23 protein-coding genes are annotated in these 25,157 nt (G+C 60.3%); 5 read left to right on the top strand and 18 right to left on the bottom strand.

Annotated elements, in window-relative coordinates:
- Positions 1 to 10 precede the first annotated feature (10 nt).
- The 5 genes from ACYP2Q_RS02190 to ACYP2Q_RS02170 form a co-directional block, all read right to left on the bottom strand.
- Positions 11 to 808 (bottom strand): hypothetical protein, encoded by a 798-nt coding sequence (locus ACYP2Q_RS02190; RefSeq protein ID WP_459728961.1) that lies wholly within the window; start codon positions 806 to 808, stop codon positions 11 to 13.
- A gap of 33 nt (positions 809 to 841) precedes the next feature.
- Positions 842 to 1,957 (bottom strand): HBL/NHE enterotoxin family protein, encoded by a 1,116-nt coding sequence (locus ACYP2Q_RS02185; protein WP_459728960.1) that lies wholly within the window; start codon positions 1,955 to 1,957, stop codon positions 842 to 844.
- The gene (locus tag ACYP2Q_RS02180) at positions 1,954 to 2,982 is read right to left on the bottom strand and encodes a hypothetical protein (RefSeq protein WP_459728959.1); all 1,029 of its coding nucleotides are present in this window, start codon (positions 2,980 to 2,982) and stop codon (positions 1,954 to 1,956) included. Before ACYP2Q_RS02180 ends, ACYP2Q_RS02185 begins: the two co-directional genes overlap by 4 nt.
- Before the next feature lie 454 nt (positions 2,983 to 3,436).
- Positions 3,437 to 4,720 (bottom strand): salicylate 1-monooxygenase, encoded by a 1,284-nt coding sequence (gene salA / locus ACYP2Q_RS02175; protein WP_459728958.1) that lies wholly within the window; start codon positions 4,718 to 4,720, stop codon positions 3,437 to 3,439.
- A 166-nt stretch (positions 4,721 to 4,886) separates the two neighbouring features.
- On the bottom strand, positions 4,887 to 6,227 hold the full coding sequence (locus ACYP2Q_RS02170; RefSeq protein ID WP_459728957.1) for an MFS transporter: 1,341 nt from the start codon (positions 6,225 to 6,227) through the stop codon (positions 4,887 to 4,889).
- 325 nt (positions 6,228 to 6,552) lie between these two features.
- On the opposite strand from ACYP2Q_RS02170, the gene ACYP2Q_RS02165 reads away from it, so the two are divergent.
- Complete coding sequence (locus ACYP2Q_RS02165; protein ID WP_459728956.1) at positions 6,553 to 7,455, top strand: LysR family transcriptional regulator; 903 nt, start codon at positions 6,553 to 6,555, stop codon at positions 7,453 to 7,455.
- Positions 7,456 to 7,634: 179 nt separating this feature from the next.
- Here ACYP2Q_RS02165 and ACYP2Q_RS02160 read toward each other — a convergent pair whose 3' ends face one another.
- The 7 genes from ACYP2Q_RS02160 to ACYP2Q_RS02130 form a co-directional block, all read right to left on the bottom strand.
- On the bottom strand, positions 7,635 to 8,597 hold the full coding sequence (locus tag ACYP2Q_RS02160) for a Csu type fimbrial protein (protein WP_459728955.1): 963 nt from the start codon (positions 8,595 to 8,597) through the stop codon (positions 7,635 to 7,637).
- Positions 8,594 to 10,951, bottom strand: coding sequence for a fimbria/pilus outer membrane usher protein (locus ACYP2Q_RS02155; RefSeq protein ID WP_459728954.1), 2,358 nt, complete (start codon positions 10,949 to 10,951; stop codon positions 8,594 to 8,596). The genes ACYP2Q_RS02160 and ACYP2Q_RS02155 overlap by 4 nt, the downstream gene beginning before the upstream one ends.
- A gap of 104 nt (positions 10,952 to 11,055) precedes the next feature.
- Positions 11,056 to 11,844 carry a fimbrial biogenesis chaperone gene (locus tag ACYP2Q_RS02150; RefSeq protein WP_459728953.1) on the bottom strand — a complete coding sequence of 263 codons (789 nt, stop codon included), beginning with the start codon at positions 11,842 to 11,844 and terminating at the stop codon, positions 11,056 to 11,058.
- A 44-nt stretch (positions 11,845 to 11,888) separates the two neighbouring features.
- Positions 11,889 to 12,389, bottom strand: coding sequence for a Csu type fimbrial protein (locus tag ACYP2Q_RS02145; protein ID WP_459728952.1), 501 nt, complete (start codon positions 12,387 to 12,389; stop codon positions 11,889 to 11,891).
- A 4-nt stretch (positions 12,390 to 12,393) separates the two neighbouring features.
- A complete protein-coding gene (locus tag ACYP2Q_RS02140; protein ID WP_459728951.1) occupies positions 12,394 to 12,930 on the bottom strand; it encodes a Csu type fimbrial protein in 537 nt (178 codons plus the stop codon).
- Between the two features lie 20 nt (positions 12,931 to 12,950).
- Positions 12,951 to 13,481: a Csu type fimbrial protein gene (locus tag ACYP2Q_RS02135; protein WP_459728950.1), complete on the bottom strand. Its 531-nt coding sequence runs from the start codon at positions 13,479 to 13,481 to the stop codon at positions 12,951 to 12,953.
- Between the two features lie 105 nt (positions 13,482 to 13,586).
- The gene (locus tag ACYP2Q_RS02130; protein ID WP_459728949.1) at positions 13,587 to 14,114 is read right to left on the bottom strand and encodes a Csu type fimbrial protein; all 528 of its coding nucleotides are present in this window, start codon (positions 14,112 to 14,114) and stop codon (positions 13,587 to 13,589) included.
- Positions 14,115 to 14,346: 232 nt separating this feature from the next.
- Between ACYP2Q_RS02130 and ACYP2Q_RS02125 the strand changes: the two genes are divergently transcribed.
- From ACYP2Q_RS02125 to ACYP2Q_RS02110, 4 genes are all read left to right on the top strand, one after another.
- Positions 14,347 to 15,270 (top strand): LysR family transcriptional regulator, encoded by a 924-nt coding sequence (locus ACYP2Q_RS02125; RefSeq protein ID WP_459728948.1) that lies wholly within the window; start codon positions 14,347 to 14,349, stop codon positions 15,268 to 15,270.
- Positions 15,271 to 15,600: 330 nt separating this feature from the next.
- Positions 15,601 to 16,890: an MFS transporter gene (locus ACYP2Q_RS02120; RefSeq protein WP_459728947.1), complete on the top strand. Its 1,290-nt coding sequence runs from the start codon at positions 15,601 to 15,603 to the stop codon at positions 16,888 to 16,890.
- Between the two features lie 4 nt (positions 16,891 to 16,894).
- The gene (locus tag ACYP2Q_RS02115) at positions 16,895 to 18,091 is read left to right on the top strand and encodes a M20 aminoacylase family protein (RefSeq protein ID WP_459728946.1); all 1,197 of its coding nucleotides are present in this window, start codon (positions 16,895 to 16,897) and stop codon (positions 18,089 to 18,091) included.
- A 148-nt stretch (positions 18,092 to 18,239) separates the two neighbouring features.
- Complete coding sequence (locus ACYP2Q_RS02110) at positions 18,240 to 19,580, top strand: OprD family outer membrane porin (RefSeq protein WP_459728945.1); 1,341 nt, start codon at positions 18,240 to 18,242, stop codon at positions 19,578 to 19,580.
- Positions 19,581 to 19,759: 179 nt separating this feature from the next.
- Here the strand turns inward: ACYP2Q_RS02110 and ACYP2Q_RS02105 are convergent, their stop codons facing one another.
- The 6 genes from ACYP2Q_RS02105 to ACYP2Q_RS02080 form a co-directional block, all read right to left on the bottom strand.
- Complete coding sequence (locus tag ACYP2Q_RS02105; RefSeq protein WP_459728944.1) at positions 19,760 to 20,671, bottom strand: SphA family protein; 912 nt, start codon at positions 20,669 to 20,671, stop codon at positions 19,760 to 19,762.
- Between the two features lie 91 nt (positions 20,672 to 20,762).
- Positions 20,763 to 21,824 (bottom strand): 2Fe-2S iron-sulfur cluster-binding protein, encoded by a 1,062-nt coding sequence (locus ACYP2Q_RS02100; protein ID WP_459728943.1) that lies wholly within the window; start codon positions 21,822 to 21,824, stop codon positions 20,763 to 20,765.
- Between the two features lie 10 nt (positions 21,825 to 21,834).
- Positions 21,835 to 22,194 carry a phenol hydroxylase subunit P4 gene (locus ACYP2Q_RS02095; protein WP_459728942.1) on the bottom strand — a complete coding sequence of 120 codons (360 nt, stop codon included), beginning with the start codon at positions 22,192 to 22,194 and terminating at the stop codon, positions 21,835 to 21,837.
- A 73-nt stretch (positions 22,195 to 22,267) separates the two neighbouring features.
- Positions 22,268 to 23,824, bottom strand: a complete 1,557-nt coding sequence (locus ACYP2Q_RS02090) for an aromatic/alkene/methane monooxygenase hydroxylase/oxygenase subunit alpha (RefSeq protein WP_459728941.1) — start codon at positions 23,822 to 23,824, stop codon at positions 22,268 to 22,270.
- Between the two features lie 56 nt (positions 23,825 to 23,880).
- The gene (locus ACYP2Q_RS02085; RefSeq protein WP_459728940.1) at positions 23,881 to 24,153 is read right to left on the bottom strand and encodes an MmoB/DmpM family protein; all 273 of its coding nucleotides are present in this window, start codon (positions 24,151 to 24,153) and stop codon (positions 23,881 to 23,883) included.
- The gene (locus tag ACYP2Q_RS02080; protein WP_459728939.1) at positions 24,150 to 25,145 is read right to left on the bottom strand and encodes an aromatic/alkene monooxygenase hydroxylase subunit beta; all 996 of its coding nucleotides are present in this window, start codon (positions 25,143 to 25,145) and stop codon (positions 24,150 to 24,152) included. The genes ACYP2Q_RS02085 and ACYP2Q_RS02080 overlap by 4 nt, the downstream gene beginning before the upstream one ends.
- Positions 25,146 to 25,157: the final 12 nt, after the last annotated feature.

Genomic DNA, 25,157 nt, shown 5'->3' with positions numbered 1-25,157 from the left:
TTCTTCTCACTCAGTTGGCCTGGGCTCTCATCATTCGCAGAATGCCGAGCACAGTGTTCAGGTAGAGGCGCGCGTTATCAGGCGTCGTCAACGACGCCAAGCGGTCCTCATTACTCAGGTAGCCCTTGAGCAGCGCTTGCTGGTTGATCACCCCCTGCAGCCCCTCGGCCATGGCGCTGAGCAGGCTGAGCAGTTGCTCGCACACATCGCTGATACGGATCAGGTTGCTTGCTTCACGACGCTTGTCACCCAGCTCCCGGATCGCATCCTCCAGAGCCGCTTCGGTGGACTTGCCGTGTTGGCACAGGCTGACCAACTCATCGATCGCCTTGGCGGGCGGGAACAACCACGTCCAGGCCGAGCGATTACGCAACTCCTGGGCCTTGGCAGACAACTCCCGTTGACGCTCCTCCAGCGCCTTTATGCGCGCGCGTGCCTGCATGGCCTCGCTCTTCAGGGCCCCGGAGTCCTGGCCGAGCAGGCTTCGAAAGCTGCCTATCGTCTGCATCAGGCTTTGCAACTCACCACTGACCTGCTCGATTTCGGCACTCGCCTGGGAGGTGTAGGACTGCAAGGCATCGTTGTTGTCGGTGGTACCTTGGGTACTGTGCAACAGCGCTGTATTGATCAATTCGGTAGAGCGCTCAACGTGTTGGATGATGCGTTGTTGAACCTTCTCCACCTGCTGCATGGCCGCGGGCAACTGGTCAATATGCGTCTTGACCTCACCCAGTTGGCCCGGGGGGGCTGGCAGAGAGCGGGTTTCAAGCACCACGTCGTTGATGTGAGCCGTGATTTCTTGCCACATGATGAACTCCTTGTGTGATCCGTCATGACGCTGTCAGGCAGCCTCTTTCAGCGAGCTGGCTTGTTCGGTGATCAGGTCACCGATGCGTTTTTTGGTATCGATGGTGGCCTGCGGGGTGGTCATCTGCCGTTTGATGGTGTTCGCATCGTCCAGGATCAAGCGCACGCCGCCCTGGCTTGCGCGGACTAAAAGCTGACGCAACATCGGGCTGTCGATCTGCCCGCGCTTGAGTTGGTCACGCAGTGTTTCCAGATGACTGCCCATGAAGCCCCAGGCATTCGCCATCAATTGCGCGCCCTCCTGCGCCTGGCCGGCACTGACGCCCAACTCGCCGAAGCCTGCGGCAATGCCGGTGGCAACCGCGACTTCGGCATTGAGCCGTTCACGCCGAGTGATCAAGTCGCCCTTGAGATTGAGCAGGCCCGCCAGTGCGATGGAGGAACCCACGGCTCCGGCCACACCACCGATCAGCAATGCGCCGCCACCGACGCATAAAGCAGTGGCGGCGCCCCCTGTGAAGACAGTACCCACCGCCCCGAGCAAAATCATCACGACGCCACCAATGGCCGCCAATCCACCGAGGGCGATGCCGGTGGCCGCTCCGGCTATCTTGCCGTTGATACCCGAAAGCTCGCTGTTGATGCTCTCCAGCACGCCTTTGTCACCATTGACCAGCGCATTGAGATCAATGGTGCAACGATCGAAAAATGCCTTGTCGTCGCTGAACGCGGTGCGCAGTTTCGACAAGTCGGTCTGGATAATGGAGGCCTGGCGACGGTACACCTCGACGCTACTTTCCATTTCCCGCAGCATGTCGATGGCTTCGGCAGTGGTTGTGGTGGGTAGCAACACCTGGGACAGCACGTTATGCAGTTCGAAGTAGGCCTCGATGTTGGTCACCGTGGTGATGATCCGCGGCTGCAGGTCATCGAGGTATAACACCGCGTTCTGTTTCGCCTTGACCAATCCTTTGTTCATGTCGTCTTGCAGGGGTTTGAGCCGTTCCTGGTTGCCGAAATCCAGAAACGGTTGCCTCTCTACGGCCATGCAATGGGTTTGCACCAGCATGGCAGCCGAGGATTGGCCCTTGAGTGCGATGCGGGTCTGGCCGTAGTCTTCATCTTGGGTGGCAGTGTTGATGTCGTTCATTTTGTAACTCCTTTGGGTAAAACGACGAGTGCAGCCTTGTGTTGCAGTCGGGGGATATGCCCCTGCGTGCCAGTCAGGGAGTGTTTGATTCTGTCCAACCGCTCGGGGATCCGCTCCCAGCCGGCGTCGAGCAAGTGATCATCCACAGCGCTGCTGTCCTTGACCGCCTGCTGCCAGGTGTCGTCGAGCTGAGTCCAGGCATCATTCAAGGCAGAGGCGGCCTGGCTGAATCGCTCGATGGCCACCTGATGATCCAGGCCTTGTTGCTTGATCACGATCGCGACCGACAGTGCGGCTTTCTGGCGGTAGAGTTGTTGGTACTGGTCCTGAAGCACGTCGGTGAAGGCGCTGAAACTGTTGATGGCATCCACCACTTCAGTGGCACCGCTTGCGATTTCGCCAATTGTCTCGACTGGAAAGGGCTCGGTCTTGCGGGCCTCGTCAGGCGAGGCATCGTCAGGCATGGCATCGTCATCCGTGTCATCGTCAGCCGGTGGCTGTTTGTCTCCCGCCTTGGGCTTGACCTTGATCGTCTTCGGCTCTTCCCTGGACCCGAACAGCGAAAATACCCAGGTGGCGATCGCCTTGGTGTTTCCCCCTATCGACTGTGAGGCCAGTAGCATCCGGCTGATGGCCTCATCCATGTCCCGGCTGGTCTTGCCGATTGCAGCTTGAATGCTGGCTATCTTGCCTTTGTCACCGTCAAGCTCGACGGTCAGCGCATCGATACAGACCTGCAACCGGCCAATGATCTTGCCGGTTTCCTCCTCCCACCGAGTCGTGTGCTCTGCCAGTACTGCGATGTGCTGCTGGGCGCGGGAAATATCGGACCTGATCATTTGATAGAACTGCTGCGCCGCAATAGCCATTTCATCGTCGCCGCCAGTCTGTCGCGAGGCGCGCAAGGTGTTTATCAGCCCGCTAATGGCGTCCACATCGACGATGCAGGCAATGGAAGCGGGCATCAGGTCGTCAAGGTAGTTGCTCGCGCAATCCTGCAACCGTCCCTGCAGGCCGCTGACCAACGTTCGAGTCTGGGGGTCATCGATATAGGCACTGACGTCTTGCTGACGCTGGGTGACCAGTGCTCGCGCCTGGCCATACAGAGCACAGGAGGCAAATTTCTCGAGTGAAGTGATCAGAAGTAACGAACCGATGGGTGTGTTCACAGCAACCTCTCCTTTGTTGGTGAGACTGCATCATCAAACGGCATGCTGGGCGGGGTAAGGACATGGCGTCCCAACGCAGGACAATTCGTCTCGTGGCGTACGAGGCCGAAGTTGAAGAGCAAGTGGCTGCTGCTGGCGTTGCCGGGGCTACTGCAGCCGACCTGGGTAATCGCGGAAAAATTGCTGCAATGCCGGCAGTTGAGAGATTTTCACTGTCCTCTTGATTCACCAGATCTTATTGGTATTGACCCACGAAGAGAGCCGCTGGGTGCTCCCTTCGTGCAGGCCGGTTCAGGGCGTCAGGCGGTCGTCAGGCGACTGCTCGCCAACCCAACTGCGCACGTGCCTCTTGCAGGTCCGCCTGCATGTCGTGGTTCCACAGCCAGTCGAACCGCTCGGCGAGGGTCTTGCCCAGCAGTTGTTCGTCATCGGCTACCGCTGGGTCACGTAATTCATACAGCTCCCCGGCTTCCCAGGAGGTGCGCTGCACACGGCAGGCACGGGGACGGCGGATGGCGTCGTAAGCTGCGAGCACCACTTGTGGCTGGCTGTCCAAAACCTGCGGATCGGCCAGCAGTCGCGCCAGCAGCCAGGCGTCTTCCAGGCCCTGGCCTGCGCCAGCGCCCTGGTGTGGCAACATGGCGTGCGCGGCATCGCCGATCAGCCCCACCCGGCCATGCACGTAGCCTGGCAACTCATCGAGTTCATGCAGCGCCCAAAGGGTCGGCGCGGGAATGCATTCGAGCAGCACCCGGGCAGCGTCTCCCCAGTGTTTGAAGGCAGAGAGCATTTCTTCCTGGCTGGCATTGCGCACCCACGGGGCATCGCTTGGCCAGGTCGGATCAGGGCGGCTGCGATCGGAGATGAAGGCCACGACATTGATCAGGCGGCCCTGTTTGACCGGGAATGTGAGGATATGGGCGTCCAGCCCCAGGTACATCTGCGGGACATCGATCAAGTGCTCATCGACACCCCGGGCCCGGTACGCCGCACGCAGCTGTTCGCTGTCGATCATCCCGCGGTAGGCGCAGGTACCGCTGAAACGCGGCGCCACCAGCGGTTGGCCAAGACCGTCGAGCACATGATCACGAATGGAAGACTTGATGCCGTCCGCGGCGATCAACAGGTCGCAGCGATGCTGCGTGCCGTCGGTGAACACTACGCGAGCCTCGTCGCCATCCTGCTCCACGCTGACGGCGCGCTTGCCGAATTGGGCGATCCCTTCGGGCAGCTGGCTGGCCAGGGCGTCGAGGAAGTCGGCACGGTGTACCGACGACTGCCCTACCCCTTCGGCCAGGCTGGCGCCCAGATAACCGGCATCTTCACCGCGACGCCATTCGAACCAGATGTCCTGCCAGGGGTCCTGGGTCTGGTCGGCAATCTTGCGGTAGGGTTCGGCAATACCCAGCCCCGCGATGGCGCGCACGGCATTGGCGCCGAAGGACACGCCTGCCCCCACCTCGCCAAAGGCTGGAGCGGATTCGAACAGCTGCACGCTCAGGTGCGAATGACGGCACAGGTCCAGGGCCAGGGCCACGCCGGCAATACCGCCGCCAACAATGCCGATTTGCAGTTTGGATTGAGAAGTACGCATAGCAAGTTACCCATGAGGCTGATTGTTATTGGTGTAGCCAGATCATCGCTATCCGAGCGCTATTGATAAATACCGCAACTCTCATACGCTCCATCACAGATGTGAATATTACTGTTGCGCACGAGCAGGCATTGACCATTGAGCCCACCGTGGGCTCGGGCCTTCGTCATTGCGACACGGTTTGCCGGGATGACGCCGCCTGACGGCTTGAAGCGGTCTGCATGAGAAAGACCAGGATGGCGATCGCCCCTATCAGTCCCGGTACGGCGAAGATGAGAAAGCTCGCCTGCAGCGGCATTGATGAGGCGTGCAGCGCGCCGCCCAGCAAGGGACCGATGATGGCGCCGGTGCGCCCGACGCCCATCGCCCACCCCAGCCCCGTAGATCGTATGTGCGCGGGGTAATACTGCACCGTGCAGGCGTTGGCCAGGATCTGCGTGCCAATGGTGCACGCCCCCGCGATGCCGATGAGCAGATAAAGCACGGGTAACGGCGCCTTGATCGCCAACAGGCTCAGGGCCAAGGCGCCACAGGCGAAAAATGCGAACAGGACCTTGGCGATGCCAATCCGGTCCCCCAGCCATCCGCCAGCCACCGCGCCAATGATCGCACCGAGGTTCAGCGCCAGCAGGAACGCCAGGCTGGAGTTCAGTCCATAGCCTGCGGCCGTCATGAGCTTGGGCAGCCACGAGCTCAGTGCGTACACCATCAGCAGGCAACAAAAGAAGGCCAGCCACAGCATGAAGGTGTTCACCTTGCGCCCGTCCTGGAACAGCTGCGCAATCGACACACTCGTGCCTTTGGCGACCCTCTGGGTCAACTGGTCATTGGCGCCTGGTTGATAAGACGGCGCGGCTTGTGCCAACAGGTGTTGCGCCTTGACGGTCTGCCCGGTGCGCAGCAGGAAATCCATCGACTCGGGCAACTGGCGTATCAGCAACGGCAAGGCCAACAGCGGAATCAGCGCGACATAGAACACGGCCTGCCATCCCCACTGCGGGATCAGCACCATGCCCAGGCTCGCCGAGAGCATTGCGCCTAACGAGTAGCCACTGAACATGATCGCGACCAGGGTGCTGCGCGATTTCTTCGGCGCGTACTCGTTCATCAACGCCACGACGTTGGGCATCACCCCGCCGATGCCAAGGCCGGCGATGAACCGGCATAACGCAAACGCCTCGGGGCTCTGGGCCAGGCCGTTGATGGCCGTGACCCCGCTGAAGATGGCGACGCACATCATGATGGTTTTGCGTCGGCCTATCCGATCGGACAATGAGCCGAAGAACAACGCCCCCAGCATCATGCCCACCAGCGCGCAACTGCCCAGCGCCCCGGCCTGCAACGAACTCAGGCCCCACTCGGCCATCAGCGATGGCAGCACGACCCCATAGATGACCAGGTCGTAGCCGTCGAAAATGATGATCAGCGCGCACCACAACAGCACGCGTGCATGGAAGGTATTGAAACGTGCCCCGTCAATCAGGGCCGATACATCGATCGTACGCATGGCATCGCTCTTCTTGTCATTGTCATAGAGCCGGAAGGTCTGTCGCCTCCGGTTACCCAATGGTTCTACGCAGAGCGTGCAGCACCGGGCATGGCGTCGATCATGGGCAAACCCTCGGCCGTGATAAATGCAGCCAGTTGAATAGGCATTATTTCCAACGTGAATAAAGATCGAAGGGGAGCAAAGTCCCGTTGATGTCGGCATGGACGCGGCAGTCTGGCACTTGTTAGGCTTTGGTGCTTGCAACGGCGATTTCAGAGCGGTGCAGACCCATCCACGGGCGAAAATCTTCGCCCTCATGAGCGCGCAATCTGCATGAGGCGTTATGGAATTACGTGAACTTGATCTCAACCTTCTGCTGGTCTTCAACCAGCTGCTGCTCGATCGCCGGGTATCGACGGCGGCGGATCATCTGGACCTGACCCAGCCCGCTGTCAGCAACGCGCTCAAGCGACTGCGTGTCACCTTGAACGACGAGCTGTTCGTGCGGACCTATCAAGGCATGGAGCCTACGCCCTACGCCCAGCAGCTGGCTGAACCGGTCGCCATGGCCATTCAGACCTTGCGCGATGCGCTCAGCCGCCAGGACACCTTCGACCCGCTCAACGGCAATCGGCGCTTTACCATGGCGATGACCGACATTGGCGAAATCTACTTCATGCCGCGGCTGATGGACGCCCTGGCCGAGCGCGCTCCGGGTTGCTCGATCAGCACCCTGCGCAACACCTCCGATACCCTGGCCGAAGGCTTGCAGAACGGGGCGATCGACCTCGCCGTTGGGTTACTGCCGCACCTGCAGGCCGGATTTTTCCAGCAGCGCCTGTTTCACCATCGTTATGTCTGCATGTGTCGCAAGGACCACCCTGCTACCCGGGAGCCGCTCACGCTGGAGCGTTATTGCAGTTATGACCACGTTCGCGTCGTAGCGGCGAACACCGGGCATGGCGAAGTCGATACATTCCTGGCGCGGGCCGGCATCGAGCGCAACATACGCCTGGAGGTCCCCCACTTCGTCGCGGTAGGCCACATCCTGCAACGCACCGACTTGATGGCAACGGTGCCTGAACGATTCGCCAGCAGTTGTGAACAACCCTTTGGGCTCACGGTGCTGCCGACGCCGGTGGAGCTGCCCAACATCGAAATCAACCTGTTCTGGCACGCTCGCTATAACAAGGACCCGGCCAATCGCTGGCTGCGCCAGCTGATGTTCGAGTTGTTTTCCGATTAAGTCACCTGAGTGAGTAGCACTGCAGCGCTAAAGCAGGATGCTTCAACGCCTGGGCATAAACGTTCGATACTCATGCCTGCTGACATTCCATGCTTGAACCTCAAAACAAAATGCATCGCGTTATCGGTGGCCATGGCCCAATGCCCGAGCGTTCGCTCGATCCGTCGAGCGACCAGACATCAAAAGCCCACATCCAACACCACACTGTCCAGATAAGTCCCCGCCGGCGGAGTCGCCTGATCGGTATAGATCCTGGCGTTGTAATTGAAGATCTGGCTCCCTATCCCCAGTCCATTCCCCGGATTGACCTCGGCATCCGAACTGGCCCGACGCGCACTGCCCACGCTTCCCCAGCGGGTCGTGCCGGCACTTTTGAAAATGTCATAGGCCAGGTAATTACCGCTCGAGATCATCCGGCGTCGTCCACCGACACTCAGCGGGTTCTGCCCATCACTCAGTCCCACGGTGTAAGCGCTGCCTTTGGTACACGCCAGGTTGATGGTCTGTCCGGTGACCGGGGCGAAAGCACTGACCACCGGCGCGCTGCCGAAGGCGATGTTCGGGGCGGTGATGGTGCAGTCGTTGGCAACCGTCAGGTTGATCGTCAACGTGGCGGTGCCGCTACTGTTGTCGCGGCCCAGGCAAAGCCCGCCAATGCCGATGCCCGAGCAATAGTTCCAGTTCCAGAAAATGCTCAGGGTTTCGCTATAGATCCCGGCCGCGACGTTGCTCCCCAGGGTGGTGCCGAAATACAAGGGCACGGTTCGTGGGACCGTGCCTCCGAGCAGGCCAAGCGCATCGATGATGCCGTTGCGTGCGAAGTCGTAGGCGGTGCCGCGGGTCAGCGGGTAGCTGGTGCTGTTGTTGGCGTAGATCGTATAGCCAATGATGTCGCCGGTGGGACCGCGCAAACCGCTCTGGGTCGAGGTGACGGTGGCCCAGAAGTGATCGTCGCTGCTCAGCAACGTCAACAGCGAGCCGCTGCAACTCAAGCCGCCGTTGAGCGTGGAACCTTGTTGCGAGGTGGTGCGCACGGCAATCGAACTCAATGAGCCGAAGGCCACTGGCGTAGTGCCGACCACCGAACACAAGGCCCACGCGGGGGCGGGCAGCCCGAGCACCAGCAGCATCAGCCATTTCATCGGCACACCAACGGCCCGATCAGCGGGATCTGATCCTGCGTCAGATCGGCGGCAAACTGCACGTGGCAGGTCTTGTCATCGCCCAACGTCACCCGCAGATCGTTCTGCGCCTGCAGGTTTTCCAGGTACACCAGGCCGTCCCAGCCGACCACGGTTTGCGTGCCGCTCTGCTCATGCACCACACCGCTGCCCAAGGGCAACTCCTGCTGCTGCGCGTCCACCAGCACGATACTCGCCGCGATCACCCGGCTTAACGGAAACTCCAGCAGATAGCCGCTGCCACGGCGCACCGCGATGCGTTGCTCGACGTTCGGGCTGCGCACGTTGGCCGGCAGGTTGAGCGGATCGATCTCGTATTTGCCGCGGTAGTAGGCGCTGCTCCAGGGTACCAGCAAGTGGCCGTTGCGATCGGTCTGGCCCACCGGCTGGTTTTCGTAGCGCACCGGAATATCGGCGTAGCCATCGGTGCTGACCACCACAAACGCGTCGTCGATGCGGTTCGCGGCGAACACCTGGCGGTCCATCCACACCAGCGAACCGCTGGCATCGGCCCAACGGGTTTGGACATCGCGGGTGCCATAGACCCCGGCCTGCAATTGCACCGACTGTAGCCGCCAGGTCAAATCGGCCTGCCGGTAATCGGGTCCGTCTCCCTTGGCGTAGCCGAGGTTGAAGCCCACCCCGCCCTCGGTCGGTACGGCACGGCTGTAGTTGACCCGCTGCTGCGATTGGCCGTCCTTGCTGCGTTCACTGCCGATGGCCAGGCTGCCACGCAGGTCGAACGCAATGACCAGTTGCGCCTGCACCGCCCAGTTGCTGTCGCCGATCTCGCGGTTGGCCGACAGGTACAAGCTGGTACTGCGCCACAACGGTTTGCTCCAGGTCAGGTTAAGCAGGCGGGTGCGCGAGTCGTCCGCCGCGCGCACGTCGAAATACCCGGCGCCGAGGCTACCCCAGGTATCGAGATTGACGCTCAGGGTAGCCTGCTCACTGCGTTGGCTGAGGGTGGTGTACGGACTGTCGACCACCGTCAGGTCGCCATAGTGATCACGCCGTTGCAGGCGCTGCCAGGAAACGCTGTAGCGCTGGCTGCTGTATTGATAACCCAGGCTCAGTTGCTGGCCGGTTTGGCCGTCGAAACGGCTTTGGCTGACGGCGCTGTTGAGCACACCGAAATTGCCCAGCCGCACATTGCCGCCAACACCACCGAGCGCCAGCGTGTCCGTGGCTTCAGCGTGGCTTTCCAGGGTGACGGTGTCACTCAGGCCGTAACGCAAGCTACCGGACGTGACGCCAGGGCCATAACTGAAATCCCGAAGGCCGTAGTCCTGGCGCAAGGTGCCGGCCGCCACGGAAAAGTCCGACAGGCCTTTTTGCAACAAGCTGCTGGTGACGTAGAACGGCACCGTGGTCGAGACCTGGCGTCCCAGCGCGTCGGTGGTGACCACCACGGCTTCGCCGGCACCGTTGATGAACGGAATGTTGGTCAGTGTGTAGGGCCCAGGTTGCAGATCGGCGCTGCTGGACTTGTAGCCGTTGATGAACAGGTCCACCGACGACGGTACCGCAGCCTCCCCGGCGAACTGCGGCAAGGGGTAGGTCACCAGGTCCGGGCGTACGCCGAAGTCCCGTGACAGTTGCACGCCACCCAGACGCACCGAACTGCTCCAGGGCAAGGCACCGCTGACCAGGTCGCCGGCCTCGTAGGTCAGCATCCGGTCATCATCGGAATAGCGCCAGGTGGTGTCATAGCGCAGGTAACCATTGTTCAGCGTGTCAACCGCGTCCCCGGACAAGGTACGGCGATATTGCCCGGTACTGGACAGCGTCCCCCAACTGTCGAACAGTCGCACTTCGTTCCAGGCGGCCAGGTAAGTGCCGGCATCATCGGTGTCGTTGAGGTACAGGTCATAGTTGAGCAAGGCGCCGAAGCTGCTCAGGGCCGGGGTACGCGGATAGGCTTGGCGACGGCCGACGAACTGCTCCGGCAGCCAGTCGGGCGGTACCTCCAGCAACAGGCGCTGCGCGTGACTGTCGTACTCGCTGTGCAAGCCCGGCAAGCTGTCGAGGCCTACTTCGGCCTTGATGTCTTGCGGCAATTTCATGCCGGTGTCATGCAGCGCACTGGCAGGCACGAAAAATTGCCCATTGCGCTGCTCGACCGCCACGACTCGTCCGGTGTTCATCTGGTTGACCACCAGTTCCAGGAACAACTGCGCATCGGCAACAGCCTCCATGCCGCTGGGCGGAGGCGGCAGTTCACCGGCCTCTGCGTGATAACTGACCACCAGGCAACACGTACAGCCCATGGCCCAAAACGGACGCCGCAAACTGCGAGCCCAACCCTGGCTCATTACCGCTTCCTGTCCGTCATTGGACTTGGTCTCCTTTACTCCACCGCCACTCAACCACCACTCAACCGCAGGCAAAAGGCGCCTGCAAAAGAATCAACGGCAGGTCACCGAGCCGGCGTTATGCTCTGCACCTGCGGCGCACCATTGACCCGCACCTGCAACGCCGGGTCGCCAGCCACCGGGCCAGGCGCGGGCCAGCGCATGATCGCGCCGGGCAACACATAGCCCAGCAATCCGTCTACCAACGGCCGGGTCTGGCTGCCCTGCTTGAGCGCCACATCGGTCAGGCGCGCATGCACCGCGCCCTGGTTGCGCACCTCGACATAAGGTCGACCGTCCACGGCCACCGTGCGCCAGCTCAGGTCCGGCAGGCCGACGCCTTTCGGATCGCGCGGGCGAGTGGTGTCTTCCTTGCTCCACAGGCCCGCGCCATAGGCGAACAACGGCACCGAATAACGCATCTGAAAACGAATCGCCGCCGCGGTCTTGCCGTCGTCCGCCTCGGGGGGTTTCGCCGAGGGAATTTCATCGATGATGATGCGGTAGGCCAGTTCCTGACCCGGCGGGATTTCCCGGGTGCGGGTCAGGCGCACCAGCTGTTTCTGGCCGGGTTCGATCTTCGCCACCGGAGGGCTGCCGATCACGTCACGCTGGTTCTGGTATTGATCGCTGAAGCCGCTCTGGCTCCAGGCAAACACGCGTATCTGCAGATTGGCGGTCTCGCTGCCGCGATTTTCCAGCCACAGGGCGCTGGCCTGTTGATCGGCCTCCAGCACCGGATCGATCGGCCAGATCAGCACCGAACTGGCCGCCTGCAACCGGGTTGCCCCCGACCACAACAGTGCCAACAGCAAATGACCGACGACCCACCGCCGTCTCGAAGATGAAACCATGAGCCTGCTCCTTTTTGCCCAGAAGGCCTGATCCGTTCGCCCCGTCACCACGACAGTTGCACTTGCAGCACGTCGCTGTACGTCCCCCCGGGTTGATTGCCCGGTAACTGCACCTGGCCGTAGATCGGCAGGCTGATGTTGTTCGCATCGCCATACGCCACCGCCACGCTTTGCCCGATCCCCAGGACCTGGCTGTAGGCCGCGTCGCGAAACAGTTGATACGCCACCCGGTTGTTGCCGGTGGTCAATTGCATGTGTCGCCCACCGTTGTTGTACTGTCCGCCATCGATGCTCATGTTCAGGGTCACGCCCGGCGTGCATTGCAACTGTACGCCCCCGGTCAGTGCGACTTGCACCGGGCCGGTGGCCAGCGCCGAGCGGCTGCCGAAATTCAGGCTGCCGTAATTGGAGACCCCGCCGACCACCAGGCAACCGGCCGTCACCGTGGCGCTGACCTGGAAGCTCTGGCTGGTCGCCGCAGTGAGCGGCGACGGCAGCACACCCGCCCCCAGCAGGAGCAGCGCCGCACAGCCCTGCCGGCCCATGGCGCTAGAACGTCAGTTCGACGGAAATCGTGTCGGTATAAGTGCCCGCCGGCAAACCGGCCTTGCCCACCGCCTGACCGTAGAGGTTCACGGTCTGCGCCACGCCGGTACTGGCGGCGAGGTTGATCACCCCGTCAATCGCCAGGATCTGCGAGTGCCCGGCGTCGGTGTACAGGTCGTACGGCACATAGTTGGCGACACCGTCGTACAACGCCCGGGTCCCGCCCGCCGATTGTCCATCGTGGGCCCCGGCGCGCACCTTGACCGTTGGCGTGGTGCCCGCCGAGCAAAGAATCGACAGCGCCCCGCCGCCTCCGCCCAGCACTTGCCCCGTGGCCGTGGTGAACAGGCTGTTGGCGGTGCCGAAGTTGAGGGCACCAAAGTTCAGGTTGGTGGAACCGCCGCCCCCGTTGACCTGGCAACTGCTGATCAGGATCAGGCTGGAGGTGATCTGGCCGGTGACCGTGGTGGCAGCCTGGGCGCCGGACGCCAGCGTCAGGCCAAGCAATGACAAACCTATCCTTGATGTAAACGTACGCATGGTGTCCGTCCTCTACGGGGTTACCAGTCGAGCGTTACCGTCAGGGTGTCGGAATAGACACCGGCGGGTAACGCGCGGGTATTGGCCACCACCGAGCCGAATACCGGAATCGGTATCTGCGCCCCGCTGGTGACAGCAAAATTGTGGTGTTGGCCGATGCTGTAGCTGCGGTTGCCGCTGGCATCGACGAACAATTGATAAGCGACGGTCTGGCGGCCGTTGCTCAGGCGCCGGGTGGTGCCGTCGCCATGGGTGCCACCATCGATGGTGACGGTAAAGCCGGTGACCGAAGGGTTGCAGGCTACGTTCAATTTGCCGCTGACTTCGTCAGCGATATTGGCCTTGATCGGGTTGCTCCAGGTCGGGCCTTGCTGGCCGAAGTCAAGGGCGCCGAGGTCGCTGACCGGGCTGTCGGGATTGCCGCCGTTAGTCACTTCGCAACCGGCGATAAGGGTCAGCCGCGCCTGGATCTGCCCGCTGACGGCCGCTTGTACGACACCGGCCAACAGCACCAGCGCGCCCACGGCGAACATCTTCCAGAACCTGGTCATGACACCCATCCCGATTCCCTCAGGTTGACAAACTGGTCGTTCGTTCGCGAACGCCTCCTTCCCTGCACAACCCGACTGAGCCTGGGTTGTTGACTGCTCATGCGATTACCAGGTGAGCGTCACCTTCACCAGATCTGCATAGCGACTGACCCTGGGTATCTGTGCCAAGGGTTCGATGCGGGCGTACAACGGCAGGTCCACCGAGCCGGTATCCGGCACCCGACCGCTCACCGGCACATCCACCGCCAGCGAAATTCGCCGCGCCGGGTCCTGAAAGAGTCGATAAGGAATGGGTTTGTCGTGTTCGGCGCTACCGGCCATGTAACGAACGTCGCCGACGCCACCGTGCAGGCCGCCATCGACGCGTATTTGATAAGTGGTATCGGGATTGCATTCGAGCCGGGGCAGGCGTTCGTTCATCAGGGCGGCCTCGAGCGGCCCTGCGCGATCGTCCAGGCGCGCGCTGCTGCCGAAGTCCAGCACGCCCAGTTGCTCGACACCCGCACTGCGTTGTTGCCCGACCAGTTGGCAGCCACGTTGCACATCGAGCCGCACCTGCACCTGGAGTTCGGCGCCCGACACGGTTGCGCTGAGCCCTACGCTCAAGACCGCCAATACCACACGTCCATCCACGGCCCCACTCCTTGTGAGGGATGTCTTGTAGGACTGAGGCTAGCAATGCACGGGGAAATCGCCAGTGATCGGGCAAAATTCGATCCCTGGATCGCACATGCCGGTAGCACCGCTGAAGAAACGTGAACAAGGATCGACGTGGAGCAAAGTCCCATCAAAGTCAGCATGGACGCGGCGGTCTGGCACTTGTAACGTGCAGCACCTTCGTCGCACTGCAAGGACCTGTCGTTAAGTGAAACTCCATCAAATCAAGGCACTGGTCGCCATCCACCAGACCGGCAGCATCAGTGAAGCCTCGCAGATCCTGCATGTCACCCAACCCGCCATCAGCCGATCGATCAAGGACCTGGAGAGCGAACTGGGCCTGGCCCTGTTGCAGCGATCCCACAAGGGCATGTCGCTCACCGACGAAGGCCGCCGCATCATTCGCCATGCACAGTTGACGGTCGAGAGCATGCGACGCCTGCAACTGGAGGCGGAAAACATCAGGGACATGCAGGTCGGTGAAGTCACCATCGGTGTCACTTCACTGACATCGGTGCTCAAAGGCCTGGGCGAATGCATTGCCGGGTTCCAGACCAAGAATCCGCGTGTGCGCATCCGCCTGGTGGATCTTCGGCCCAACCTGATGCTGCAGCGACTGCGGGACGGTACGCTGGATTTCGCCATCACCTCGCAGCAGCATACCCAGAGGCTGAACCTGGATTGGGAGGCGCTGGGCCGCATGCAGGGCCTGGTGGTCTGTCGAAAGAACAATCCGCTGCGCCACTCCCACTCGCTGCGACAATTGCAGTTCGCCAACTGGATCAGCCTCGATGCCATCGACGATCACTCGTCGCAGTTCTATCAGATGTTCGAAGACAACGAGATTGCTCCCCCGCAGCGGATCACCGAGTGCTCGTCGGTATTGTTGGCGCTGGATCTGTTGCACCACGCCGATGCGTTCATGACGCTCAGTGAAGCCGGCATGGAAAACTCACTGCCCAAGGGACTCAATGAAGACCTGGTGCAGGTCAAGATCGAAGAAATCATCCCCGAGTACCCCATCTATCTGGTCTGTATCGACCGCAATGCTCTGACAACGACGGCTCGCGACCTTTATCACGCGATCAGAAATGTGCTCTCAAGGCATCAAACCATGGATTCTTCGCGCTAGGGCAGGCTCGATAAACTTAAGAAAAACGCAACGATATGCCTAACGGTTAAGTTCCTCCCCGTTTGCTGGGTCCGCTGACCCTGTCCGCCTGGATAGTGGGCTGCAACATCCACCTACCGACTACGTAGCGTGGCCACCATGACCGCGCCGCTGTCGTCAAACAGGGCATGTGATCGATAATCGGGCGATATCGCACCGAACTGGCGCCGCCTTTGCCAAGGGCGACCCGGCATCTTAACCAACGGTTAATTCGCGAAGAAAAGCGCAAGTGCGCAGTGACAGTGTTTGCCGGATATTCGGGCCACAACAAAACTGTCACAGGAAAAACCGATGACTACCCTGCAAGCGCCCCCCCTCCGCCGCGCCGCGACGCCCTCCGCGATCGGCTCCAGGAAAGCCACTGTCGCCTGCGCGCTAGGCAACGCCCTGGAAATGTATGACTTCACGATCTACAGCTTCTTCGCGGTGGTGATTGCGAAAAACTTCTTCCCCGCGCAGTCGGCAATGGCTTCGCTACTGATGTCTTTAGCCACCTTTGGCGTCGGCTTCCTCATGCGCCCGGTGGGCGCCCTGGTAATTGGTCGCTTTGCCGACCGCCGGGGCCGCAAGGCCGCGTTGAGTCTCACGATCAGCTTGATGACCTTCGGCACCGCGATGATTGCCTTCGCGCCTTCCTATCAGGATATTGGCCTGTTCGGCACCTTGATGCTGGTGGCTGGCCGCCTCACCCAGGGCTTTTCCGCGGGCGGAGAAATAGGGACTGCGTCGGTGTACCTGATGGAGTCCAGTGCCACGGCGAACCGCTGTCGCAATGTGAGTTGGCAGGCTGCCAGCCAGGGCTACGCGGCCATGGTGGGGGCCGGTCTCGGATTGCTGCTCAACAATGCGTTGAGCGTCGAGGACCTTGAGAGCTGGGGCTGGCGCATCCCCTTCATGCTCGGGCTGCTGATCGGACCGCTAGGCTGGTACATCCGTCGCTGCCTGCCGGAAACCCACGAAGCCGAACCGAGCAAGCGCGACGGTCGCTTGCGCGATCACATCGACCTGCGGCACACCCTGCTGGCGATCGGCCTGATGGCCAGCGCCACCATCGGCATCTACCTGTTCATTTTCTACATGCCCGCCTACCTGACGGTAACCCTCGGTTACCCGCAACGCAGCGCCTTGGCCATCGCCTGCGTGGCCAGTGCCTGCCTGGCGATCATCACGCCCCTGGCCGGACGCTTTGCCGATCGCCACGGCCTGCGCAAGAAACTGCTGGCCTGGACCATCGCCTTGCCCGTGCTGATGGCGTGGCCTGCCTTCTACCTGCTCGGTTTGAGCACCAATTTGTGGGTGGCGATGTTCGTCATCGCGATGCTGGTGCTGCCTGGCTGCATCGGTTCGGGAGCCTTCTTCGCCCTGATCATGGAAGCCTTTCCAAAAAATCGCCGGGCGCTGGGCACCGCCGTCAGCTACAGCTTCGGCGTCACCCTGTTCGGCGGCTTCTCGCCGTTGATCGCCACCTGGCTCACGTCGGCCCTGGATAACCCCCAGGCGCCGGCCCTGTACCTGCTGGCCGGTGGCGCCATCAGTCTGGCGTGCCTGGCGGTATTCCCCGAAAACCCTGGTCGGGAGTGACCTGATGAATGCATTGAACCCAACCCCTACCCCTACCCAAACCCCGGCCGAACTGGACCTGGAGGCTTTCATCCAGCTGCGCCGGGACATCCACCAGTACCCTGAACTGGGCGCGCACACCCCGCTGACCGCCGAACTGGTGGCCAGCAAGCTCGAAGAATGGGGCTACGAAGTGCATCGCGGTATCGGTGGCCATGGCGTGGTCGGCGTACTGCGTCGAGGCAGCGGCACGCGCCGCCTGGGCCTGCGCGCCGACATGGATGCCCTGCCGATGCAGGAGAACAACCGCTTCGCCCATGCCAGCCGGATCGATGGCCGCATGCACGCCTGCGGCCACGACGGCCATACCGCCATCCTGCTGGCTGCCGCGTGGCGTATCGCCCGGTCGCCCGACTTCAATGGCACCCTCAACCTGATTTTCCAACCGGACGAGGAAGGCCTGGGCGGCGCCAGGGCCATGATGGACGACGGTCTGTTCACACGTTTCCCGTGTGACGCGATCTTTGCCTTGCACAACTTGCCGGGAATCCCCTTGGGGACCGCTGTGGTCCAGGCCGGCCCCACCATGGCCTCTTCGGAATGCGTGCGTGTGTTGATCAAGGGTCGCGGCGGCCATGGCGCGATGCCCGAGCGCTCGGTCGATCCGGTACCGGTGCTGGCGAGCCTGATCAATGCGATCCAGACCGTGAAGTCGCGCAACCTGTGCGTGGATGAACACGCCGTGATCAGCATCGGCATGGTCGAGGCCGGCACCGTCTACAACATCATTCCCGACACGGCCTCGATGCTGATCAGCGTGCGCACCGACACCGCGCAGACCGAAGGCAAGATCAACCAGCGCCTGACAGAAATCGCCCAGGGCCATGAATACACGTTCGGCGTCAAGATCGAACTTGAAACCACGCAACTGGCACCAGCGTTGGTCAATACGGCGACGGAAACGGAGTTGCTGCGCCAGAGCCTGGTGCCACTGTTCGAGCCCGGCCACCTGTTGCCGCACGCGGCGAAGATCATGGCGACAGAAGATTTCGCCTGGATGCTCACCGAAGTGCCCGGCTGCTACTTCTTCCTGGGCAACGGCGAAGGCGAGTTTCATGGCTGCTCCGTGCATAACCCCCACTACGACTTCAATGACGCGCTGATTCGCATCGGCTCCGACTGCTGGCTGAAACTGGTGACGGATTATCTCTGCAGCCGCTAAACGACAACCCGATAACCGAACGACCACCCTCCGGCCGCCCGCGGCCTGAGGGGCACGTCGGGCCACGCCCTGCCCGCGCAAACACTCCATAACGATGACTCGGCGACTTACTTCTTATCTGCCCTAAAAACAACAACAGGCAAGGTCTATGTATCGCACAGGTAATTTGGCGTTATTCACCGTCGGCTCGCTGGCGGCCGCAGTTTCTTCTTCCCAGGTTCATGCCCAGGAGCAAGGTTTTCTGCAAGACAGCTCACTGACGCTCAATACCCGTCAGTGGTACTCACACGAAGTGGGCCACAAGGACACTTTTTTCAAACTGCAAACACCCGACGGGGTCCGCAAGCTGCGTGACCGTACCGCCTGGCTGCAGGGCATCAGGCTCGACTTCGTCTCCGGTTTTACCCAAGGGCCGGTGAAGTTTGGCCTGGATCTGTCGACCTTCTCGGCCGTGGCGCTGGAACGTAGCCGCGAAGCCGCGGCAGGCGGCAGTAACCGATTGCTGGTGAACCAGGACGGCGACGTGGTCGATGACTGGAGCAAGCTCGGCATCGCGGCGCTGAAATTCAAGATCGCCGACACACTGCTCAAGGTGGGCAGGCAGCAAGTCAGGACGCCGATGATGTCCTACACCGACACCCGAACCTTGCCTTCATCGTTCAATGGGGTGTCCCTGGAAAGCCGTGACATCGAAGGCTTGACGATCAAGTCAGGCTACTTCGACAAGGGCTCGCCGCGTACAGGGGCCGCAAGCCAGGATTTGACGCCCACTTTTGGTTCACCCCTGGTCACCAGTGACTTCAACGCTTACGTCGGCGCCGACCATGTATCGAGCGCTGGCTGGCGCAGCAGCGCCTACGTCTCTCGCTTTGACGATATCTGGGATCGCGAGTATCTGGGCCTGGGCAGGAAAACCAACTGGGGGCCGGTCAACGTCGACGTGCAACTGGATGCCTACAACACCCGTTCCAGTGGTCGCGAAATCGGCGGAAATATCGACCAGCAGGCCTACGGCCTGAGTATCACGCCGCAATGGCGCAACCACTCGCTGAAAATCGGCCTGCAGAAAATCAAGGGTGACGAATATTTCGATTATCCCTTCGAATCCAATGCCATCAGCCTGCCCAATACCATGATGTCTTTCTTCAACGGCCCCAATGAGCGCTCAATCGGGGTGTTCTACAACAACGATTGGGTCGCTTATGGCCTACCGGGTTTCAAGACTACGCTCTGGTACATCAAGGGCATGGGCATCGACGGCAGTCATTACGACGGTGGCCCGAACGGCATCTACAACTCGGTACTCAAGCAGCGAGGGGAAAGCCACTATGAAGTGGGCATCAATGCCAGCTACACCGTGCAATCGGGTACCTTCAAGAACGTCAGCCTGATCACCAGTTATTCCTCGCACCGTGCCAGTGACTATCAACTGGAAGGCAATGAGGACGAGCTCAGGCTTATCGTCAACGTACCGATCAAGGTGTTCTAGGGCCGCACACGCGGCTGCCTGGAGCCGGCCAACTTGCATTGGCGGGTCCTCGCCCGAGGTGGCGGTGAGCCAAGTCATTCGCACTGTCGGCTTTTGCACGGCCTGCTATTGCGGTAGTCGCCGCAATAACAGGCCGGGGTGTTCCGACTCAGCTCTGCGGCTATCAACTTGAAAGTAAATCAGAAAGGCACGGTCAGTTTTACCCAGTAAGCCTCTCCCTCTGCCCTGTTCCGAACTTGGGACTCCTGCTGCCATTTAGCAGTCAAGAACCAGCCCTTATCACTCGTGTATTTCACCGAAGGGCCAATAGCGAATACCTTGCCTTTATTGTCCTTTATGGTATCGCCATCTTGTCGGTCATCCGTGGTCTGCTGGTAAATATAACCCCCCACTCCCACGACCCAGCCATTACCCAGCCCCCAACCCACTGCGTAATCCATATGTAATTCCTGACCTGAGCGGTAATCAGTCGCTTTATTGCGCAGGTTGAAGTCATACATGGTCTTGGCATCGATGTTCAGTCCGTTCGGGTCGATATAAGACACTGCTAAAACAGGCTCGACCACCCAGTAGTTACGACCGAGGTTGGCCAGGTCATTTTTATCGTACTCGCCGGTGGGCGCGATAAAGTCCAGGGCGACAATGCTGTGAAGCTTCTCGCTGTGATGAAAGCCCAGTGCCGGACCAAAAATCATGTCGCCCAAGCCCTGTTTGCTTTGCGATTGCCCGTTGAGCTCTACTTTCAAATCCACGAGTGGAACGATTGCGTGGAAAGCCAGGCTCCCCCCGAGTACTTGCTGCCCAGTGACCCAGATCAACCGCGGCGCAATGGCGTTGGCCCGCACCCTGAAATCCACCGGCACTTTGTTGCCGCTATTGTCACGCAGTGAATCGGCCTCGTAATGATTGACGAAGAACTGCGAATACAGACCCGGTGGAGGCATCGCCCCCGACATGTAATTCTCAGAACCCATGGGATAAGAGGAACCACCGTTCTCGGTGGCCTGAACCCCAATACTGGTGGCGCCTAAAAAACTTAAACCGGCGTGGCACAGATAACGAGCGCAAGTCTTCTTTGGTGCTGCTTTCATAGTTGATGACCTTTTGTTGTTTTTATAGTCAGCCGACACCCTGCTGGTCGTCGGGGAACCAGCAGAGTTGGCGTTTTGTTCTACGGTGCAATCAGATTCTTTTGAACAGAGCCGATTTCGTGCTTTCAGATGCTCCATCCGCGGCGCTATGGAAACGTTCCATGAAAATGTCACGCTCGAACAATCGCCCCTGCATCAAGCAGGTGATGGCTGAATCAATCATCACTGGTGGCCCGCACAGGTAAGCCTTGCGGCTGCTGAAACGTCCTTCGAAGTGCTGTTTCGCAGCGTCATGGACGTAGCCCTTGAAACCTGTCCACTCCTCGTCGTCTTCCGCTTGGCTGAGCGCAGGTACGTAGGTGAAATTGCCAAACTCGCGCGCCAGTTCTTCAAACAACTCGCGGTTGTAGAGTTCAGCTCGATTGCGTGCCCCCTGGAACAGCACAATCTGGCGGGTATCACCTGACTCCAGGAGATCGAGAATCATCGACTGGGGACTCGACAATCCCGAGCCACCGGCGATGAATATCAGATCACCACGTTGTGATGTTCTTACGAAGAACTGGCCATAGGGGCCGGACAATTCCACTGCGTGACCGACTTGAAGTCGATCGTGGATCATGGTGGTGGCCAATCCACCGTCTACACGGCGCACGTGCAATTCAACTTCGTCTGCGCGCCTTGGCGTGTTGGCCAGCGAGAATGCCCGCGTCCCCTCAACTCCTGGCAGTTGCAGGTTGATGTACTGACCGGCCTGAAATGCCATTGGCCGGTCGAGTTTCAGGTGGACGCCCTTGATGGTGGGCGACAGATCCTCAAGCCTGGTGACAACAGCTTGATAGTCCTCGACAGGGTGTCCGAGGAAGTCCGGGTCGGCGTCGATATCCGCTTCGATCACCATGTCGCTTTGAGGAATGGCACAGCAGGCGAGAACCTTGCCTTCATCCCTCTCCATATCCATCAAGGCGAATGACGATGCCGCCCCCAGATCTGCCTCGCCTTCGAGCACCTGAACCTTGCAGGTGGCGCAGGTACCGTGGCCACAGGCGAATGGCAACCAGACACCCTGACGCAATGCGGCCTGCAGGATGGTCTGGCCCTCCTCCACCTCGATTTGCTCACCGGTGGGTTCGATGGTTACTTGGTAGCTCATGACCGGTTCCTCAGTTGAAAGTGCCGGCGATGCCGTTCAAGCCTGGTGTGTTCATATGCAGCAGGCTTTTATGGTCTATGCCGTTATCGATCAGGCTGGCCGCGTAGTCCGGAGTGAAAGGCCGGTCGTTCAATCGCCACAGCGCTTGGCTGAAGTCGACGCGACGGGCATCCGGATGTTGCGCAATGGACGATTTCACGACCTGCTCGATGAACTCTGCGAATGGCATGGTCGGTGGCAGAGGAAAGGTAAAGGGCGCGCAGAACATCAGGTGTTTTTCCCAGCACAGGTACACCAACTGCAGGCCATTGAAGTTGTCCTGGCTATCCAGGGGTTGGGCGCTGTAGGCACCAATGGCAGTCACGGGCATGATCTTGTCCTTCTTCTTGTCAGGTAGTTTGCAAGCGGATGCGAACACCCGCTTCTTCGCACAGCGCCAGACCTCAACCGGTCTTGAGCAGATCCGGGTCGACGGGAGTCGGCGGCGCGCTGTCACGATCATTCGGGTGCCAGTCCTGCCAGCGTCGATGCTCAGCGGATCCCAGGTACTCGAAGTTGTCCTCGCCGGAATTGATGTTGTAGTAATCGCGCACAACCCCCTCGACATCGCCCCCCCCACAGTTGCCCTGGAGGATCTGGTGCACCGGCAACCAGGCCTGGATGTACTTCGTGGGTTCGTACTCGAAAATGTCGCAGCAACCCTGAGAGCAGAAGTGATACCGCTCACCCTCGTGCTCAGCGCTGCGATGACTCAAGGTCGTGAGCTCATCAGGCTCGGTAAACGCCAGCGGGATCTGGCAGACCTGGCAGAGCATCGGCAGCGTCGGGTTGTAGAAACGCTCACCCTTCTCTTGCAGCGCACGCCAGTGCTCGAAGCGTGGGCGGTAGATCTTGTCGAAGGTGTCCGGGTACTTGGAGGACAGCCAGTCCAGCTCCTCGTCGGTCGGCATCCAGGTGTGGAAGTTGGTTGCCTGGCTGTACTGATAGAAGATCGACCACGCCTGATGGCTGATGTGGTCCTTACCGATATTGGCTTCTTCGACATGCTTTGGCGCACGGATGCCGTAACGCTCCAGGTCCTTGAACAGTGCACCGCCTGCCTCTTCGAAATACACGCCCCAGGCTTCTGACCAGGACATGACTTTGTTGGGCAGCATGTAGTCCATCATCATCCCAACCAGCGTCAGCAAGCGGTAGCCGCGCCAGAACCACTTGTCGATCCAGCGCTGGATGATGGGCACGTTATCCTCGTGCTGCTCCAGCAGGAACTTGATCACTTCAAGACCCAGGGTCATGTGCCGGGCTTCGTCGGACTGTGCGGAGAAACCGAAGGTGACCGTGGCCATGTCGCCGTTGAACGCGGCCCCCGACATGAATGGTACGAACAACAGGTTGGTCAGCACGTACTCGAAGGAGAACGAGATCGCCGTCAGGAACTCGAACGGGCCCGCCGTGCGCGCATCTTCGAAGAACGACTTGGGCACCGAGAGGAACCACACACGGTCATGCATATGGGCGAAATCATGCAGGCCGTTGAAGTGCTTGTTGTAGTGACTCATGGCGTGAATCTGGGTCTGCACGTGACGCAGTTCGTCGATCGCCTGCATCTGGCAGGCAATGCGTGCACCGGCGCCGCTGAACTGCCGACCAACCCGGGCGAAGCCTTGATAGGCCTGGTATTCCAGTGGCGTTACGCCGGACAGGAACAGCTTCAATGCGTTGACATAACGGGCGTCCGACAGCGTGGTATGGCCGTTGTTTTGCGAGAAGGCATCGAAGATCGCGTAAAGCTTTTTCTCTTTCTCGGCCTGGTACTTCCAGTAGGTGTCCATGGTCAGGCGGAACGGGTCCTCCCACTTGTCCCAGTCGGTAATCTTGATCCCTTCGAAACGCTCGTGTGGGTAGATGTCCTCGTGTGTCTGGTAGCTGGGCTCCCAGTCCAGGTCACGCGTCATGCAGCGATATTTTTCTTTGGCATTGAGGCGTTTTTTCACGGCCATGATGGCTCTCCAGAATTCTTGTTTTCGAACAAACGCTAACGGCGCGATGGCAGCACTCAGCTGTTCCAGTGCAGGGAAAAACTGTCGTCTTCTTCCTCGACGTTGCCGCCCAGGGTGATCACGTACATCAGCATTTCCTGGATGTCCCATGGGGTGCCGGTGATCTGCTCCACGGTTTCACGACGAATTTCAAGGCGTTTACTGGCCTCGATGCGGATCATCGACGGCTGATGCTGGACAACCGCGTGGGGGTTGTCTGTCCTGATCGCTTCGACGATCGAGCGTGAGTAATCGGTGTCTTGCAGGTTGATGTAAACGAGGGAAGTCATGCGGCAACTCCTGTCAGGCCAATTTTTTTCAAGCGAGCGATAAATTCCGCCTGGACGGCTTGGAGCGCAGCAGCACCGAGACCTTTGGCTGCCAATGGGGCCAAGGCTTCAAGCGAGCGCTGGCTCCAGCGATCGACCCAGCCTTGCACCATTGCCTTGTTTTCAGGGCTTTCGTTGATAACCGTTTTGAGCAGAGCGTCCACCCAGCGCTGGCTTTCGGCGAACCATAGGCGCATGAACTCGGTCAGCATGCCAACCTGGCCGGCGCCGTTGGCCGACAGATGCTCGTCGAGTTTGTGGAACATCAGCGGGTAAACAAGACCATCGCTGACGACGTTCTGCGCTACGGTCAATTCGAACCAGTCACGAATGACCAGGGTGTCTTCGACGTAGCGGCGCAGCCCCTGCCAGGCAGAATCGTTGAGCCACGACTGTTTGGCCTGGGCGAGAAGCTGGACGTCGCCGTCATCGAGCATCAGACCGATTCGCGACAGGTATTGAGCGATGCCCAGTCGGTCCATGGCCTGGAACATGTGCATCTGCGTGACGCTGGTGCCGAAGCCGTCGGCGGCGATGTTGCTGTTGTTCATGTTCGCGCCCAACTCCGCATGGCGAAGAGGCAGCAGCAGCGTACTGATCAGCTGGATATGCTCTGGTGACAGGCTGGCGAGCATGTCGCGCTTCTCACAGAAGGCGTAATCGTGCTCGGCGTTTTCCTGCATCTTGGCCCGGGCCTGGACATAGGCACCGTAGTAGTACTGGCGCGGATCGCTGACTGCATACCAGTCGGCCATGACCACATCGGTACGGGTGGCATCGTTGAGCAGTTTGTCGGGTTGCCATAGCGGCCGATAATGAAAATTGGTCGCCGATTCCAGGTCGAAACTGGCTTCCTGATAACGGCTGGCAACCTTGTCGCCAAAACGGCGACGGGTATGGCTGAAGGTGTTGCGGATCGTCTCGGCAGTCGTCGTCTTGATCTCGACACTCATGGAGTGGTCTCC

The organism is Pseudomonas sp. MHK4, assembly GCF_054600775.1.
This window is presented reverse-complemented; position numbering and strand designations above follow the sequence as displayed.

What these genes read in the sequence shown, in the direction of transcription:
- ACYP2Q_RS02110 (WP_459728945.1), top strand. Translation starts at nt 18,240, where the DNA reads ATGTATCGCACAGGTAATTTGGCGTTATTCACCGTCGGCTCGCTGGCG.
- ACYP2Q_RS02120 (WP_459728947.1), top strand. Translation starts at nt 15,601, where the DNA reads ATGACTACCCTGCAAGCGCCCCCCCTCCGCCGCGCCGCGACGCCCTCC.
- ACYP2Q_RS02085 (WP_459728940.1), bottom strand. Translation starts at nt 24,153, where the DNA reads ATGACTTCCCTCGTTTACATCAACCTGCAAGACACCGATTACTCACGC.
- ACYP2Q_RS02105 (WP_459728944.1), bottom strand. Translation starts at nt 20,671, where the DNA reads ATGAAAGCAGCACCAAAGAAGACTTGCGCTCGTTATCTGTGCCACGCC.
- ACYP2Q_RS02165 (WP_459728956.1), top strand. Translation starts at nt 6,553, where the DNA reads ATGGAATTACGTGAACTTGATCTCAACCTTCTGCTGGTCTTCAACCAG.
- ACYP2Q_RS02140 (WP_459728951.1), bottom strand. Translation starts at nt 12,930, where the DNA reads ATGCGTACGTTTACATCAAGGATAGGTTTGTCATTGCTTGGCCTGACG.
- ACYP2Q_RS02170 (WP_459728957.1), bottom strand. Translation starts at nt 6,227, where the DNA reads ATGCGTACGATCGATGTATCGGCCCTGATTGACGGGGCACGTTTCAAT.
- ACYP2Q_RS02185 (WP_459728960.1), bottom strand. Translation starts at nt 1,957, where the DNA reads ATGAACGACATCAACACTGCCACCCAAGATGAAGACTACGGCCAGACC.
- ACYP2Q_RS02080 (WP_459728939.1), bottom strand. Translation starts at nt 25,145, where the DNA reads ATGAGTGTCGAGATCAAGACGACGACTGCCGAGACGATCCGCAACACC.
- ACYP2Q_RS02150 (WP_459728953.1), bottom strand. Translation starts at nt 11,844, where the DNA reads ATGGTTTCATCTTCGAGACGGCGGTGGGTCGTCGGTCATTTGCTGTTG.
- ACYP2Q_RS02190 (WP_459728961.1), bottom strand. Translation starts at nt 808, where the DNA reads ATGTGGCAAGAAATCACGGCTCACATCAACGACGTGGTGCTTGAAACC.
- ACYP2Q_RS02155 (WP_459728954.1), bottom strand. Translation starts at nt 10,951, where the DNA reads ATGAGCCAGGGTTGGGCTCGCAGTTTGCGGCGTCCGTTTTGGGCCATG.
- ACYP2Q_RS02100 (WP_459728943.1), bottom strand. Translation starts at nt 21,824, where the DNA reads ATGAGCTACCAAGTAACCATCGAACCCACCGGTGAGCAAATCGAGGTG.
- ACYP2Q_RS02090 (WP_459728941.1), bottom strand. Translation starts at nt 23,824, where the DNA reads ATGGCCGTGAAAAAACGCCTCAATGCCAAAGAAAAATATCGCTGCATG.
- ACYP2Q_RS02135 (WP_459728950.1), bottom strand. Translation starts at nt 13,481, where the DNA reads ATGACCAGGTTCTGGAAGATGTTCGCCGTGGGCGCGCTGGTGCTGTTG.
- ACYP2Q_RS02145 (WP_459728952.1), bottom strand. Translation starts at nt 12,389, where the DNA reads ATGGGCCGGCAGGGCTGTGCGGCGCTGCTCCTGCTGGGGGCGGGTGTG.
- ACYP2Q_RS02115 (WP_459728946.1), top strand. Translation starts at nt 16,895, where the DNA reads ATGAATGCATTGAACCCAACCCCTACCCCTACCCAAACCCCGGCCGAA.
- ACYP2Q_RS02095 (WP_459728942.1), bottom strand. Translation starts at nt 22,194, where the DNA reads ATGCCCGTGACTGCCATTGGTGCCTACAGCGCCCAACCCCTGGATAGC.
- ACYP2Q_RS02160 (WP_459728955.1), bottom strand. Translation starts at nt 8,597, where the DNA reads ATGAAATGGCTGATGCTGCTGGTGCTCGGGCTGCCCGCCCCCGCGTGG.
- salA (WP_459728958.1), bottom strand. Translation starts at nt 4,720, where the DNA reads ATGCGTACTTCTCAATCCAAACTGCAAATCGGCATTGTTGGCGGCGGT.